This window comes from Anoxybacteroides rupiense (assembly GCF_014196195.1).
Taxonomy (GTDB): Bacteria; Bacillota; Bacilli; order Bacillales; family Anoxybacillaceae; genus Anoxybacteroides; species Anoxybacteroides rupiense.
The window spans coordinates 1-15,766 of the sequence record NZ_JACIDF010000011.1; the positions used below are offsets into that span (position 1 = coordinate 1).

A 15,766-nucleotide genomic window follows, 5' to 3' on the forward strand; every position below is an offset into this window, starting at 1 on the left:
TTTTGTGTTTATCCACTATTCCGCAATAGCTCAGCGGTAGAGCAACCGGCTGTTAACCGGTAGGTCGTAGGTTCGAATCCTACTTGCGGAGCCATGCTTCCATAGCTCAGTTGGTAGAGCACTTCCATGGTAAGGAAGAGGTCACCGGTTCAAGCCCGGTTGGAAGCTTGTGTTATTATTTTTGGCCCGTTGGTCAAGTGGTTAAGACACCGCCCTTTCACGGCGGTAACACGGGTTCGAATCCCGTACGGGTCATTTTCTTTTTTGTTTTGGAGGATTAGCTCAGCTGGGAGAGCACTTGCCTTACAAGCAAGGGGTCGGCGGTTCGATCCCGTCATCCTCCATCATTATTTCAATGAAAACTAGTATAGGTGACGCCGGCTTAGCTCAATTGGTAGAGACGAGCGAAGCATCGGTGAAATGACTACGAGTTGCCTCGACGCATTGGACATCTTGGAATGTCTTGGAGAGGAAGAGGCACAAAACCTATCCTTTTCTGGTTCGATTTCTATATATTATGCCGGCTTAGCTCAATTGGTAGAGCAACTGACTTGTAATCAGTAGGTTGCGGGTTCAAGTCCTGCAGCCGGCACCATGATGGTCGTGGAGGGGTAGCGAAGTGGCCAAACGCGGCGGACTGTAAATCCGCTCCCTGTGGGTTCGGCGGTTCGAATCCGTCCCCCTCCACCATTCATACATAATGATGGATTGTGAAGTTATTTCGATTTGATGGAATAGCTTTTTGTATTGTTGAGTGCTCGATCATTTGTTCCAAAAAGCTTTATGAAATTTGACGTTTCATCAACATATTGGGCTATAGCCAAGCGGTAAGGCAACGGACTTTGACTCCGTGATGCGCTGGTTCGAATCCAGCTAGCCCAGCCATTGTTTTCTTAATGAGCCATTAGCTCAGCAGGTAGAGCATCTGACTTTTAATCAGAGGGTCGGAGGTTCGAGTCCTCCATGGCTCATTTTTTTATTGCGGAAGTAGTTCAGTGGTAGAACACCACCTTGCCAAGGTGGGGGTCGCGGGTTCGAGTCCCGTCTTCCGCTTATCAACATGAATCCTTTTAACGTGGGGCCTTAGCTCAGCTGGGAGAGCGCCTGCTTTGCACGCAGGAGGTCATCGGTTCGATCCCGATAGGCTCCATCATAAAAACTCCTTAAATCTCGTCGATTTAAGGAGTTTTTATTTTTTTAAAAAGTAAAGGCCCAGCGACGGCAGGTTGAATCACTTTATTGAGCATCCGCGCAAGATCAAGCTTGGTTCGAGCCTTCCTCAACATGGCTTGTGCCATCTTCGCCGATCGGCGGGCGTTTTTCTTATTAATAATCGAATAAATATTCAAAAAAGTGTCAAGTTGAGTCAACGTTCAGTTATTAGATACAATAATAAATAGAATAAGGATGAAGGAGAGAGACAGCATGAAAAAAATCTCAATCATTGGTGTTCCAATGGATTTAGGACAGACTCGGCGCGGAGTAGATATGGGACCCAGCGCGATCCGATATGCTGGCGTTGTAGAAAGACTCGAACGCCTCAGCTATGACATTGAAGATTTGGGGGATATTTCAATCGGCAAACCTGAACGAATAGATGAGGAAGGAATCAAATCAAATTTGCGAAATTTGAAAGCGGTTGCTGAAGCAAATGAAAAGCTTGCTCAAGCCGTTGATGAAGTAATTAAAAAAGGACATTTTCCGCTTGTATTAGGCGGCGATCATAGCATTGCTATTGGCACCTTAGCAGGTGTCGCAAAACATTATAAAAATTTAGGGGTTATTTGGTACGATGCCCATGGTGATTTAAACACAGCTGAAACCTCTCCATCGGGTAACATTCATGGGATGCCGCTTGCGGCCAGCCTTGGATTCGGCCATCAGGCTCTAACCGCCATTGGTGGATATAGCCCGAAGGTAAAGCCAGAAAATATTGTATTGATTGGTGCAAGGGCGCTTGATGAAGGCGAAAAGCAATTTATTCGCGAAAAGGGAATTAGAGTATATACAATGCATGAAGTTGATCGTTTGGGCATGACGAAAGTAATGGAGGAAACGATTGCTTATTTAAAAGAGCGGACAGATGGCGTCCATTTATCGTTAGATTTAGATGGTTTAGATCCACATGATGCTCCGGGAGTAGGTACTCCTGTTATCGGCGGTCTGACGTATCGTGAAAGCCATTTAGCTATGGAAATGCTGGCTGAAGCACAATTGATTACTTCCGCTGAATTTGTAGAAGTAAACCCAATTTTAGATGAGAGAAATAAAACAGCATCTGTCGCCGTTGCGCTCATGGGATCGCTGTTTGGAGAAAAACTAGTGTAGGCAAGACGAGAGATGCAGACGGAAAAATCCGTCTGCTGTTTTTTTTTGTAAATATGTTAAAATAGATAGTGCGTCCAAAAGAGAAACTTTTTTCGTTTTACGAACGTATACAATTAATAGCCGCATGAGCGGGGGTATTATTGATTATGGAGATGTTTGTCAAAAAGCATATTAAAGCGATCCAAAAAGGAGACCAAAATGCCTATGCCGAGATTGTCGAGCTTTACAAAGACAAGGTCTATCGGCTATGCTATCGAATGCTTGGGAATCGTCATGAAGCGGAGGATGCTGCCCAAGAAGCTTTTATTCGGGCGTATGTCAACATCCATACGTATAACCCAGCAATGAAATTTTCTTCATGGCTTTATCGCATTGCGACGAATTTATCCATCGATAAATTGCGCAAAAAAAAGCCGGATATGTATTTGGATGAAGAAGTAAGCGGAACAGACGGTTTAACGCTATATTCTCAACTGCCTTCGAATGATGCTTCTCCGGAAGAAACAGTCGAAAGCCTAGAGCTTCAAGAGACGGTTCAAAGGGCGATTGAAAAGCTACCTGAAAAATACCGAAGCGTTATTGTCTTAAAATATATGAATGATTTATCGTTACAGGAGATTAGTGAAATTCTTGATCTGCCTATAGGAACCGTCAAAACGAGGATTCATCGGGGAAGAGAAGCATTAAGAAAGCATTTAGGCCATTTATGAGAGGTGAACAAACATGAAATGTCCGGATCAAATCATAGAGTGGATGCATGATTATTTAGATGGCGATATTGCTCCGGATGATGAGAAGAGGCTACGAGAACACTTACAACATTGCTCTGCGTGTTCTCAGCATTTCAATAGTCTGAAAAAGACGGTAGCGTTTATTCAATATGCTTCGCCTCTTGCTCCGCCGGCGGATTTTACGGCAAATGTGATGGCAAAGCTGCCGAAAGAAAAACAACGAGTCCGTGCAGGAAGATGGCTGAAAAATCATCCCGTTTTGACAGCTGCTTCTTTATTTGCTGCTTTAACTGTGGGAAGCCTTTTTACAACGTGGAACAAAGAGCAGCAATTTTCCGTTTCTACTAGGGAAAACGTGATTATTCATGATCATACGGTGATTGTTCCAAAAGGAGAAACGGTAGACGGCGATATCGTCGTGCGAAATGGAAGCATCAAGATTGAGGGAAAAGTAAATGGGGACGTGACCGTCATTCATGGTGAAAAATATTTAGCCTCCGCTGGACAAGTAACTGGAGATGTGGAAGAAATTAATGAGATGTTTGATTGGATTTGGTATAATATAAAAAACGCAGTGAAAGCTATGCTTGAGTGAAGGCCATCTCTTTTGATGGCTTTTTTCGTCATGTGATATAATAAAGGAGTTGTTTACATAAAAAAATAAATAGGAATTAGAATGATAAAGGAAGTGTGAGAATGCCTTTTGGAGAGCTCCCGGTGTTAAGTTATCTAAGCAAAATTGTTGATATTCTTCTTGTATGGTACGTTTTTTACAAATTGATCATGATTATTCGCGGAACAAAAGCGGTTCAGCTTTTGAACGGGATTATTTTGATTATACTTGTGCGAATGGCCAGCAACTTTTTAGGCTTTAGCACATTGCAATGGTTGATGGATCAAGCGTTGACATGGGGATTTTTGGCGATCATCATTATTTTCCAGCCAGAGTTAAGACGAGCGCTTGAACAATTAGGGCGTGGAAGGATATTTTCGCGAAGCAGCGTACCAGAAGAAGAAGGGAAAACGAAAGTGGTTGAAGCGATTATTAAGGCAACAGAGTACATGGCAAAACGCCGCATCGGGGCCTTAATATCCGTTGAGCGGGAAACAGGCATGGGCGACTACATTGAAACAGGAATTCCACTGAATGCGCAAATCTCCTCCGAACTGTTAATTAATATTTTTATCCCGAATACACCGCTGCATGATGGAGCTGTCATTGTCCAGAAAAATCAAGTGGCAGCGGCGGGATGCTACTTACCTTTATCAGAAAGCCCTTTTATTTCAAAAGAGTTAGGAACCCGGCACCGCGCTGCCTTGGGCATCAGTGAGGTGACCGATAGCGTGACCATTGTTGTGTCCGAAGAAACGGGGGCTGTATCGGTTACAAAAAACGGGGAACTGCATCGAGATTTGACTCCAGAGCAATTTCGTGAACTGCTCACGAAGGAGTTAGTACGGACAACGAAGACTACTTCCTCATCTCGTTGGCAATGGAGGGGGAAGAAAAGTGGATAAATTAATGAATAATCACTGGTTTATGAAAGCTTTTGCTCTGTTATTGGCGATCATGCTGTATATGTTCGTCAATATCGAGGAAAAGGAGATGAAATCAGGGGCTACGCGCAATTCGGTGGGACAGACGGATATCGAAACGGTTACAAATGTTCCTGTCGTTACGTATTATGATGAAGAAAATTTAGTGGTTTCAGGTGTTCCGAAATTTGTGAACGTGACATTGGAAGGACCGGCAAGTATTTTAAAGCCGACCGTATTGCAGCGGAATTTTGAAGTATATGTGGATTTAACGAATTTGGAGCTTGGCACTTACACCGTTCCGTTTAAATATAAAAATATCTCTGATAAGCTAACGGTCGCTATTCAGCCAGCGACGGCGAAGGTCACTATTCAAGAAAAGGTTTCTAAAGAGTTTTCGGTCGATGTCGATTTTATTCATAAAAATAAAATGGCGGATGGGTATACTACCGAGCAGCCTATCGTCAAACCGGATACAGTGACCATTACGGGGGCGAAGGATTTAGTTGATCGAATAGCGCTTGTCAAGGCAAGAGTAGATTTATCCGGAGCTGCAGATATTTTGCGTCAGGAATCTCGAGTGATCGCTTACGACCGTGACGGACGGGTGCTAGATGTCGATATTAATCCTTCGATTGTTGATGTCACTGTACCAATTAAGAGTCCAAGCAAGTCGGTTCCGCTCAGAATTAATCAAACAGGAACTTTAAAAAAGGGCCTCAGTATTGTTAAAATTGAAACCGTGCCAAATGAAGTGACGATTTTCGGTCCCAAAGAGGTCATTGATCCCATTGAATTTATTGATGGCCTCACCATTAATTTAGATGAAATTACAAAAAATACAATTTTAGAAGTGAAAGTTCCTTTACCTCAAGGAGTTAAAAATGTAGATCCTCAAAAAGTAAAAGTGAATATACAAGTCCAGCAGGAGGAAGAAAAAACCCTTTCTTCTCTGCCTATTGATATATTGGGATTGAGCGATCAATATACCGCGCAGTTTATTGATCCGGAAAATGGGATGATGGATGTCCAGCTGCAAGGTGCGGCGAGTGTGCTGGATCACATTCAGCCAGATGATATCCAGCTTTATGTCAATGCCAATGAATTAGGAGCCGGTGAACACGACGTAGAGGTAGAGGTTAATGGGCCAGAAAATATTAAATGGAATTTGCCTAAAAATAAAGCAAAGATACGAATCATCCAGCGATCATGAGATAAAGGGGAGATATGCATAATGGGTAAATATTTTGGCACTGATGGTGTACGCGGAGTGGCGAATAGTGAGCTGACACCAGAATTAGCGTTTAAAATAGGACGCTGCGGCGGCTATATCTTAACAAAAGATAAAGAGCGGCCAAAGGTGTTAATTGGCCGTGATACACGCATCTCAGGACATATGCTTGAAGGGGCGCTTGTTGCCGGATTGCTTTCAATCGGTGCAGAAGTTATGCGTCTCGGCGTCATTTCAACACCAGGAGTGGCCTATTTGACAAAAGCATTGGGCGCTCAAGCGGGAATTATGATCTCCGCGTCGCACAATCCAGTTCAAGATAATGGAATTAAGTTTTTTGGGCCCGATGGATTTAAGCTTTCAGATGAGCAGGAACAAGAAATTGAGCAACTGTTGGACAGTGCCGAGGATACACTGCCTAGACCGACAGGAAAAGAGTTAGGTCAAGTTAACGATTATTTTGAAGGTGGACAAAAATACTTGCAGTATTTAAAGCAAACGGTTGATGAGGATTTTTCCGGGCTTCGTATTGCGCTTGACTGCGCGCATGGAGCCACTTCTTCATTAGCAACCCATCTTTTTGCAGATTTGGAGGCAGATGTATTGACGATGGGAGCTTCGCCGAACGGCATTAATATTAATGACGGGGTTGGTTCTACGCATCCAGAGGCGCTGGCTGAATTTGTGAGAGAGAAAGAAGCAGATGTTGGGCTGGCGTTTGATGGAGATGGAGATCGTTTAATTGCGATTGATGAGCATGGGAATGTCGTGGATGGCGATCAAATTATGTACATTTGCGCAAAATTTTTAAAAGAACAAGGACGTTTAAAGCATCAAACAGTCGTATCGACCGTGATGAGCAATCTTGGGTTTTATAAGGCATTAGATGAACATGAAATAAAAAGCGTGCAGACGGCCGTCGGCGACCGCTACGTTGTAGAAGAAATGAAGAAACACGGATACAACCTTGGCGGTGAACAATCAGGACATATTATTTTTCTTGATTACAATACAACAGGAGACGGATTATTGACGGCATTGCAGCTTGTAAACATTATGAAGGCCACGAAAAAATCTCTTTCTGAGCTGGCGAGCGAGATGCCAAAATACCCTCAACTGCTTGTCAATGTGAAAGTAACGGACAAACATCAAGTGATGGAGAATGAAAAGGTGAAGGCTATCATTCAAGAGGTAGAAAATGAAATGCATGGCAATGGACGAATTCTTGTCCGCCCATCCGGCACAGAACCGCTTGTTCGCGTCATGGCAGAAGCGCCGACGAAAGAAGCGTGTCAAAGCTATGTAGCTCGTATTGTTCAGGTGATTCAAGCTGAAATGGGAGCTGAATAATGGCCCTTTTTGGTAGACATCCTATGCATAAATGGAACGCTTTATTCCATTTATGCATATTTTATGTTGTAAAGGATATTACAGTTGACGTCTTTAGGGCGTTTCCTGTAATATTAATTTTGTTGTCATTCACATATAGAAAGGTGGGTAGAAGAAGCTTTCATGAAGAAGCGCCTGGACTAAGCGATGATCGGATAGCCGCTTAGTTGACGAGGAGGAGGTTGATCGAATGCTCGGCGGATGCCTCCCGGCTGGTGCGATTGCAGCCGCAAACTTTTCCTTAAAACAAAGAGGCGACTCTTTGCACAAAGGGAAAAGTCCAATCGTTTAATCAAAGAAAAGGGGCAAGAAAGGCCCCTGCTTGCCCCTTGAAAATAGGGAGGAAAACAAATATGTGTGGAATTGTTGGATATATTGGACAACAGGATTCAAAAGAGATTTTATTGCGCGGACTGGAAAAACTAGAATATCGCGGTTATGATTCAGCTGGAATTGCGGTGTTAAACGAAGATGGCGTGCATGTTTTTAAAGAAAAAGGCCGCATTGCTGATTTGCGGCAAACGGTTGATCTCAATGTACAAGCACCGCTTGGCATTGGCCATACCCGCTGGGCGACACATGGGGTGCCAAGCCGTACGAATGCTCACCCGCATCAAAGCGCTTCTGGACGTTTTACGTTAGTGCATAATGGAGTCATTGAGAACTACGCATTATTACAGCGTGATCATTTGCAGAATGTACAGTTCCAAAGCGAAACGGATACAGAAGTGGTTGTTCAGTTGGTTGAAAAATTTGTGAATGATGGATTCGAAGCGGAAGAAGCATTTCGCAAAACATTAACACTTTTAAAGGGATCGTATGCGATTGCTCTCATCGATGCAGAAGATCCAGAGGTGATTTATGTAGCGAAAAATAAGAGCCCATTGCTTGTCGGCCTTGGGGACGGATTTAATGTCGTAGCCAGCGATGCTATGGCGATGCTGCAAGTGACAAACCAATACGTCGAATTAATGGATCAAGAAATGGTGATTGTCAAGCGGAATGCGGTCACGATTAAAAAATTGGACGGTCAAGAGGTGGCACGCTCTCCATATACTGCGCAATTGGATGCAAGCGATATTGAAAAAGGAACCTATCCGCATTATATGTTAAAGGAAATTGACGAGCAGCCGCTTGTGATGCGCCGTATTATTCAAAAATATCAAGATGCGTCAGGTGCTTTAACCATTGATAAAGACATTGTCAATGCGGTACTCGAAGCGGACCGCCTCTATATTATTGCGTGCGGCACAAGTTATCACGCGGGCTTAGTCGGCAAACAATTGCTTGAAAAATGGGCGAACATTCCGGTTGAAGTGCATATTGCTAGCGAATTTTCATACAATATGCCATTGTTATCGAAAAAGCCTCTATTTATTTACATTTCACAAAGCGGGGAAACAGCAGACAGCCGCGCTGTACTTGTTCAAACGAAAAAACTTGGCTATAAAGCGTTGACGATCACCAATGTACCTGGTTCTACATTATCACGCGAAGCAGACTATACACTATTGCTTCATGCTGGTCCAGAAATTGCGGTTGCCTCGACAAAAGCCTATACGGCTCAAATTGCCGTTCTTGCGATTTTAGCAACAGTCGCAGCAAAAGCTAAAGGCATTGCGCTCGATTTTAGCTTGGTGAAAGAGCTTGGCATCATCGCAAATGTCATGGAAATGCTTTGTGATGCAAAAGAAGAGATGGAGCAAATTGCTCGCGAATATTTAGAGACCACACGCAATTGCTTCTTCATTGGCCGCGCGTCCGATTTCTATGTAGGGCTTGAAGGAGCATTAAAGCTAAAAGAGATTTCCTATATTCAAGCAGAAGGATTCGCTGGCGGTGAGCTAAAGCATGGAACGATTGCTTTGATTGAGGAAGGCACGCCGGTGGTTGCTTTGGCGACACAAGAGCATGTGAATTTAAGCATTCGCGGCAATGTGAAAGAAGTGGTGGCCCGTGGCGCCAACCCATGCATTATTTCCATGAGAGGCTTGGAAACAGACGAGGACCGTTACGTCATTCCGGCTGTTCATCCAATGCTGACGCCGCTTGTGGCCGTTGTGCCGTTGCAGTTGATCGCTTACTACGCTGCTTTACACCGTGGCTGCGACGTCGACAAACCGCGCAACCTCGCCAAAAGCGTAACGGTGGAATAGAGAAGGTTTATATTGCTTTAAAGTTTGATAAAAATAACCTCTTGCGGATATCATATCCGCAAGAGGTTATTTTTTCATTTTTTTAGGAATTCAAAAAGGGGGAGGAAATGAAGGTTTCGAGACTTTTATTCTTGTAAACGATAGTGGTATTTTAGACAGGCATACTTTAAACAAAATGAACGTGTTGCCCAACGTATATGGATATATAAATGCACATAAACCAATCCACTTTGTTTGTACATTTAATGAAAAACGATCTAAGAAGTTTCGGCATTATCGTTATGTGTCAGTTCTGTATGATGATTTTGGCTATTTGCTTGCTCTAGCTTTGCAGCATCATCATTGTTTTTTATATTTTAACAGTTTTTGGTTGACGTTCAAACAATTTTATAATAAAAATAAAAATGAAAACTATTCAAATTATTCCAGATATTTAAATGAGGGGTGGATTGTCACTAAATACATCTATTTCCTATAAAATAATTTTAAAGGTTCTGGTTTACATGCTCATGATTGTTATCAAAATGGCTAAATTACAGTTATTAAGGGAGAATAGTATGAATAAAATTCTTTTACAATTAGAAGGGGCAGCTATCCTATTGTTGAGTCTTTATTTTTACTCTTATAACCAATTTAGTTGGCTTTTGTTTTTCGTTTTGTTATTCGCTCCAGATATATCAATGATTGGTTATTTATTCAATAATAAAGTTGGTGCCGTGCTTTATAATTTATTTCATACATATAGTTTACCAATTGGAGCTGTTATCTTAGGAGTGCTGTTATCAAGCGAAGTGGTTTTAGAGATAGGCTTAATATGGTCTGCTCATATCGGAATGGATAGGATGATTGGTTATGGATTAAAATATTCAACACATTTTAAGGACACGCATTTAAATCGTGTTTAAATAAACGATTGAACTAAAGGATGTTGTTGGTCTGGATCTGTGTCAAATCTTTGGACACTTTCATTCTATACTAACTAAATGCCTGTTTCTTTAATAGTGAGAGAGTGAAGCATTTGGCATCGAGCTCCTGCAGTCATGATTCTGTTGCTGAGAATCCAGATGGTTACAAAATCGGCATCGCCACACAAGGCTACCATGCCCAATGCCTAAAGACAAGGCTTCGTTTAAATTTTAATATTGATTTTTTAGACTGCAGAAAAAGACCAAAATAAATCGTCCTTTTTGTATGTCTTGATTAACTATCGCGCCTGTTAATTATGCATGATAAAAAGCTGTTTAAAAAACACACGTTATGGAGTAAAATGGAAGTAACTCCGAACGTGTGTTTTTTCTTAAGGAGTGATAGCTTGGGGTTTTGAAGAGTATCAAGCTCTAATGAAAGAAATGTTAGATCTAGCGGTTGCAATACTTGAGCATCAGCAAGTTATCGCTAATACCAAAGAGAAGTTAAACGGGAACTTAGAAAATCCTCTGGAACAAGATTATATAAGATCATGATGGTTCCTTTCCCAATGAACCTATTGAATGAGGAATAAATGGGGTCAAGGTAATCACTAGAGTTTTATATCAAACTAGTAAAGGTTTAAAAGATAGAGCAGGTACTGAATTTATTATATGGATAAGTATATTGTTCGTGCTTGTGAAGCAAAATTTATTTTTATATACCCGAGGTGCTAGATAAAATGATGATGTATAAAATTTTGTGTAAAGCATTTTGCTAGACCAAAAGAAAAAAGGTGTAACCGACGAGAAAAATTGAACAGTTTCGCTAAATAAGAGTGAACACTTTTCTGGAAATTCCAGCGTAATCCCTATCACTTGACATGGAGCCTCTGCGTACAAGATATTTCCTAAAAAGCGAGCAACAACAAGAATCAGCCGCATGAAACGAGGCTATCATTACGCCACTCTATGTAAAGTGCGCGTTTCTAACTGGTAAAAAACTGTTCAATTTAATCAATCGAATTCTGTTCAGTTTTATTTAGCGGCCACAGGTTGACCTGAAAACAGGTCAACCTTCTGTTTTTATCTTAATATTTTTAATTTCTGTATCTTTATATCTTTTTACGTTAATTGATACGGCTAAAAAAGAAGATGTGAAATATAATATTGAGGCTAATATGTATACAAGTTTAACGCCTAAAAAATCAGAAATGGTTCCCATTAGGAAAACAGATATAGAAAATACAATATAATATATGTTACTTTGAGTAGAATAAACTTTTGGTAGATAACTTTCCTCTATAGATGACTGAAAGTAGGTATTTTGCGATACATCTCTAAGTTGATAGAAAGGTCCCATAATAAATACTAAAGTAAGCGCTACAATTGGTGATTTAGTAAAGGCATAAATTAAAACAAAAACACTCACTCCAAAGGATCCCAATATTATACTATAAACTAAATTTCGTTGCATCCATTTTGAAATTAAGACAATGAAAATACCACCAATTATACTACCTAAATAGTAACTGGCATTGATATACCCCCACCAAGTCTCATTTTGTTTTAATATTTCTTTTACGAATACTAATGTGATCCCTCCAATCCAAATTCCCCCTGCAATTCCTTCAATTATCCCCATAATTGTTATTAACCTAAGATTAGCATTCTTAAATAGTATAGACCAGCCAATTTTTATGGAATCCCAGTTAGGTCTAGATTTACTAGCTCCGCGAAATTTTTCAGATATGAGAAGAGTAGATAGAGCAGACAATATATAGAGACTTAATGCGAAATACAAAATATTAATGTTCCCAAAGTGAATTGCTGCTACCCCACCCAAAGACCAACCCAACAAAGCAAGGGATTGGTCCGTCGTACTTATTAAGCTATTGGCTTTTGCTAATTTCTCTTTTTGTACGATTTTAGGTGTTAAAGAGTTTCTTGCAGGATTTGTCCATCCATCTAGGAAACCGATGAAAAAAATGATTAAATAAATAATTAAATTAATCAAAAAATGATTGATATCTTTGAAGTAAAACAAAAGAATAAGTATAAATAGTAAATACGATTGTCCAAATAAAGAAATTCTTAAGATGAACTTTAAAGGATATCGATCTGTTATTATAGGCATAAAAAAGCTACTTAGAAACTTTGCTATAACATGAATCATGGTAACTAAACCCGCTAAAGTCCCTGAGCTTGTAATATGGTAAATCATCATAGTTACTGTCATCATATATAGGGAATTAGCTAATTTTCCCAGTGAATTTCCCATCCACAAAAAATAAAAAGATTTATTCAATTAATATCCTCCTCTACAAGTTTATTTTGGTTCATATACACACCCAAAATCACTGTCACCTTCTCTATCGAATAATTAATCTTTTCTCTTCAAATGCTGAGTATAAATACTCTCTAACTTTGAAATGATCCTCCCTTTAATATAAATTTAATTTTTATTTTTTATATTTTTTAAAAAATACTTTATTTTCCTTAAATTATATTATATTATATTTTTGAGAATATTTTAAGGGGGGATTAAAATGAAAATGAAGAAAAATTGGCGCAACCGTCTTGCTATTGTAATGCCAGTATTGCAAGAAGAAAAATGGTAAAATTCTAAGGGGCAGGGAGAATATTTTTTCCCTGCCCTTATACTGAAGATTGAGGGGGAAAAAGAGTGAGTACTGAAATTAAACATTTACATATAGAAATATATGAAAACGATATGAACTTACTTTCTCAAATTGAAGAGGTTTTAGAACCAGACTATTTAGATTCACTTACTGTGCCGAAGTTAAAAGATTTATTTAACTCACGTATCATTCCAGAGTTGTTAAAAGTGTCCCATCCTGTTGCTGCTGAATATATATTTGGGATGTCAATTGGACATCCACATACATATGTACGTTATAGGTTGATAGATATCGTAAAAAATTGGTTACCGTATTTTTCTGCGGTAGAAACCATTGTTAGATTAACTCACGATCCTGATGATTTAGTTTCTTTTAAAGCTATTGAAATTTGTGGACAAGAAAAAATTGAGGAAAGCTATAAATTACTAGCACCTATTATCGGTGGTGCTAGCAAAAAAGTTTATTCACCTAATAAACCAGTAGGATTAGGAGCACAGAAAGTTCTAAAATCACTTATTGACCTGCTAGGTACTGATGATCCTGAAGAATTACAATTAATAGAAAATTACTATAAAGAACACGGACATTTGTTTAATAGGTATGACTTTGAAGAACCTATCCCTAACGAACTATTAGAAGAGTTTTGTAAAAAAGAAGAAGAAGGAATGATTTTAATTCCTGGTGGTTTTTTCACTTTTGGACTTGATCCGCATCAAGTGCCTGATAAAACGTTCGGGTGGCATGATGCAATACCTTCTAGGAAAGTTTGGCTTCCTCCATTTTTTATTGATAAGTATCCAGTAACCAATGAAGAGTATGATGAGTTTGTTGAATATACTAAGAAAAATGGTCATATATTCTGCCATCCTAATGAACCTCAAGAAAAAGATCATACAAGAAACACTTTTTGGGATGAACGTTTTAAACCCGATCATCCTGTAACGGGGATTGACTGGTATGATGCATTTGCGTTTTCAAGGTGGAAAGGCAAGGAGCTACCAACTGAATTTCAATGGGAAAAGGCTGCACGGGGAGAAGATGGTAGAATATGGCCTTGGGGTAATGCTTTTAATAGAAATGCAGCAAATTGGTGTGCTCATTGGTTAAATTATACACCTGAAAGTTTGGATGAATGGCGGGAGGGTATTACCTCGTTCTCTGAAGAATTTCCGGAAGAACCTATCAAGAGAGCATCCGAATTTGAAAAGGACGAATATGTTAGCCCTTATGGCGTTGTTGGAATGGTGGGTAATCATTGGGAATGGACACGAAGTGATCTATTAACTGGCAGAGAGTTTCACCCTGGTTTCTCGAATAAACAGAGTAAACATCATGCCTTTGCGGTGTTGAAAGGAGGTTCTTTCTTTTCATTACCGGGTCTAATGTATCCTTCTTTTAGGGGGAAGGATATTCCATTTTGCAGGCATAATGAAATGGGCTTTAGGTGTGTGAAAAACATTCCTATTTATACTTTAAGAAAAGCTATAGGTAAACCAATTACAAATACGGCTATCTATTAAAATTACTAGAACGGCTGACGTAAGTTATTATAAATGTTACGTCAGCCTTTATTATTTATATGCTTCGTATCATCATAAATATTACTTTCGGTTTTTAACTTGTTGTAAAATGACATTGCTCTTACAGGAACTCTTCTTTTTAAATGTTAATTCACACTTTCATTTGTAAGGGATAGTATTTTCATGTAAGAGCTATTTTAAATAGTTTATTGCAATTATAATTTGCAAATAATATTAACTGTAATCAACGGTGATAAAATCCCCAATAACAGCGGTTTAAAATTCCCCAAAAATAACAGATAATCGTTTCGAAACAACATCTTAGATGGAGTGGAGAAACGATGCTGAAGATAGGGGAGTTTTTTATGATTCGAGAGTTATATCAGAAAGGCTGGACTCAAACAGCGATTGTTAAAGCCGATGATAAAATCTCCAATATAGCCGGAATAAAATTCCCCACTCACAATAGAACCATCGTGTCAATGAGAGGGGCTATGGTTCGTGATGACGAGAGGGGAATTTTTTATGATCAAAGAAATGTATGAAAGAGGAATGAGTATTTCCGATATGGCGAGGAAATGGGGGATTGATCGGAAAACCGTTCGAACGTATATTCAATCCCCCAAGCCCCCTTCCCTATCCAAGCAAAAACCAAGAAAAAGCAAGTTAGATCCATTTAAGCCGTATCTTCAAAAACGAATATTAGAGGAGGGGGGGTTCAATAGCGAAAAGTTGTTTTTCGAAATTCGACAACAGGGCTATACGGGGGGAAAGACGATTTTAAAAGACTATACGAAACCTTTCCGAGAGACGGCGAAAAAGAAATACACCGTTCGCTATGAAACGCTTCCTGGCGAACAAATGCAAGTCGATTGGAAGGAAGTTGGGGAGGTCGTGATGGAAGGGAGAAAAGTCAAGTTATCGCTATTTGTGGCCACGTTAGGCTATTCGCGGATGAAATACGCAGTATTTACAACCAGCCAGGACCAGGAGCACTTAATGGAATGCCTGATTCAAAGTTTCAAGTACTTTGGAGGGATTCCAAAGAAAAGTGCTATTGGACAATACGAAGACCGTTACAGACGGCCGGGAACGCTTGTCGAAACTTCCCTACCGCAAGCCGATCGATCCGTTTGATGTTACCGCGCAGCTTTCGGTGGATGAAGCGCCGGATTCGAGAGCTGCTTACGTTGTCCTTTATTGACTGGAAAGGAAATATCCTCTTTCTCGGTCCGCCGGGAACACTTTTAAAAGTTACAAAACGGAGCCTATCTTAATAAGATCTAGTTAATTTTTTTGTATAAATTTATATTTTTTGGTTTTATAAT

General features: G+C 40.0%; 11 protein-coding genes, 10 tRNA genes and 2 pseudogenes. 22 read left to right on the forward strand and 1 reads right to left on the reverse strand.

Translation table 11 applies throughout. The annotated features are described in order from the left end of the window. Nucleotides 1-19 precede the first annotated feature (19 nt). The 18 genes from GGQ95_RS15185 (at nt 20) to GGQ95_RS15270 (ending at nt 10,276) form a co-directional block, all read left to right on the forward strand. Nucleotides 20-94: transfer RNA gene (locus GGQ95_RS15185), tRNA-Asn, on the forward strand. 1 nt (nt 95) lies between these two features. Continuing rightward, nucleotides 96-168: transfer RNA gene (locus GGQ95_RS15190), tRNA-Thr, on the forward strand. Nucleotides 169-183: 15 nt separating this feature from the next. Beyond that, a tRNA-Glu gene (locus GGQ95_RS15195) sits at nt 184-255 on the forward strand. Between the two features lie 16 nt (nt 256-271). Beyond that, nucleotides 272-344: transfer RNA gene (locus GGQ95_RS15200), tRNA-Val, on the forward strand. Between the two features lie 175 nt (nt 345-519). Further along, nucleotides 520-595: transfer RNA gene (locus GGQ95_RS15205), tRNA-Thr, on the forward strand. Nucleotides 596-605: 10 nt separating this feature from the next. Next, nucleotides 606-690: transfer RNA gene (locus GGQ95_RS15210), tRNA-Tyr, on the forward strand. Between the two features lie 120 nt (nt 691-810). Continuing rightward, a tRNA-Gln gene (locus GGQ95_RS15215) sits at nt 811-885 on the forward strand. A gap of 13 nt (nt 886-898) precedes the next feature. After that, nucleotides 899-971: transfer RNA gene (locus tag GGQ95_RS15220), tRNA-Lys, on the forward strand. 10 nt (nt 972-981) lie between these two features. Continuing rightward, nucleotides 982-1,053, forward strand: a tRNA-Gly gene (locus GGQ95_RS15225). A 24-nt stretch (nt 1,054-1,077) separates the two neighbouring features. Further along, nucleotides 1,078-1,150 (forward strand) — tRNA-Ala (locus GGQ95_RS15230). Between the two features lie 275 nt (nt 1,151-1,425). Then, nucleotides 1,426-2,328 carry an arginase gene (gene rocF / locus GGQ95_RS15235; RefSeq protein ID WP_066148937.1) on the forward strand — a complete coding sequence of 301 codons (903 nt, stop codon included), beginning with the start codon at nt 1,426-1,428 and terminating at the stop codon, nt 2,326-2,328. A gap of 146 nt (nt 2,329-2,474) precedes the next feature. Continuing rightward, complete coding sequence (gene sigW / locus GGQ95_RS15240) at nt 2,475-3,038, forward strand: RNA polymerase sigma factor SigW (RefSeq protein WP_066148939.1); 564 nt, start codon at nt 2,475-2,477, stop codon at nt 3,036-3,038. A 13-nt stretch (nt 3,039-3,051) separates the two neighbouring features. Further along, nucleotides 3,052-3,654, forward strand: a complete 603-nt coding sequence (gene rsiW, locus GGQ95_RS15245) for an anti-sigma-W factor RsiW (protein ID WP_066148942.1) — start codon at nt 3,052-3,054, stop codon at nt 3,652-3,654. A gap of 101 nt (nt 3,655-3,755) precedes the next feature. Beyond that, nucleotides 3,756-4,577, forward strand: coding sequence for a diadenylate cyclase CdaA (gene cdaA, locus GGQ95_RS15250; RefSeq protein ID WP_066148944.1), 822 nt, complete (start codon nt 3,756-3,758; stop codon nt 4,575-4,577). Beyond that, complete coding sequence (locus GGQ95_RS15255; protein ID WP_183187091.1) at nt 4,570-5,808, forward strand: CdaR family protein; 1,239 nt, start codon at nt 4,570-4,572, stop codon at nt 5,806-5,808. Before cdaA ends, GGQ95_RS15255 begins: the two co-directional genes overlap by 8 nt. A gap of 21 nt (nt 5,809-5,829) precedes the next feature. Further along, a complete protein-coding gene (gene glmM, locus GGQ95_RS15260) occupies nt 5,830-7,176 on the forward strand; it encodes a phosphoglucosamine mutase (RefSeq protein ID WP_080862495.1) in 1,347 nt (448 codons plus the stop codon). Between the two features lie 392 nt (nt 7,177-7,568). Continuing rightward, nucleotides 7,569-9,371 carry a glutamine--fructose-6-phosphate transaminase (isomerizing) gene (glmS, locus tag GGQ95_RS15265; RefSeq protein WP_066148950.1) on the forward strand — a complete coding sequence of 601 codons (1,803 nt, stop codon included), beginning with the start codon at nt 7,569-7,571 and terminating at the stop codon, nt 9,369-9,371. A gap of 557 nt (nt 9,372-9,928) precedes the next feature. After that, a complete protein-coding gene (locus GGQ95_RS15270) occupies nt 9,929-10,276 on the forward strand; it encodes a DUF4260 domain-containing protein (protein WP_044744738.1) in 348 nt (115 codons plus the stop codon). A 1,072-nt stretch (nt 10,277-11,348) separates the two neighbouring features. Here the strand turns inward: GGQ95_RS15270 and GGQ95_RS15275 are convergent. Continuing rightward, nucleotides 11,349-12,584 carry an MFS transporter gene (locus GGQ95_RS15275; RefSeq protein WP_052660959.1) on the reverse strand — a complete coding sequence of 412 codons (1,236 nt, stop codon included), beginning with the start codon at nt 12,582-12,584 and terminating at the stop codon, nt 11,349-11,351. A gap of 426 nt (nt 12,585-13,010) precedes the next feature. Here GGQ95_RS15275 and GGQ95_RS15280 point away from each other — a divergent pair, with 426 nt between their 5' ends. The 4 genes and pseudogenes from GGQ95_RS15280 to GGQ95_RS18160 all read left to right on the forward strand — a co-directional run. Beyond that, nucleotides 13,011-14,438, forward strand: a complete 1,428-nt coding sequence (locus tag GGQ95_RS15280; RefSeq protein ID WP_044743295.1) for a formylglycine-generating enzyme family protein — start codon at nt 13,011-13,013, stop codon at nt 14,436-14,438. A gap of 365 nt (nt 14,439-14,803) precedes the next feature. Beyond that, on the forward strand, nt 14,804-14,983 hold the full coding sequence (locus tag GGQ95_RS15285; protein WP_183187126.1) for a hypothetical protein: 180 nt from the start codon (nt 14,804-14,806) through the stop codon (nt 14,981-14,983). Next, nucleotides 14,940-15,534: pseudogene (istA, locus tag GGQ95_RS15290) on the forward strand (IS21 family transposase); the annotation flags it as partial. The gene GGQ95_RS15285 and the pseudogene istA, both read left to right, overlap by 44 nt. Beyond that, a pseudogene (locus GGQ95_RS18160) lies at nt 15,532-15,679 on the forward strand (ATP-binding protein); the annotation flags it as partial. The pseudogenes istA and GGQ95_RS18160, both read left to right, overlap by 3 nt. Nucleotides 15,680-15,766 lie beyond the last annotated feature (87 nt).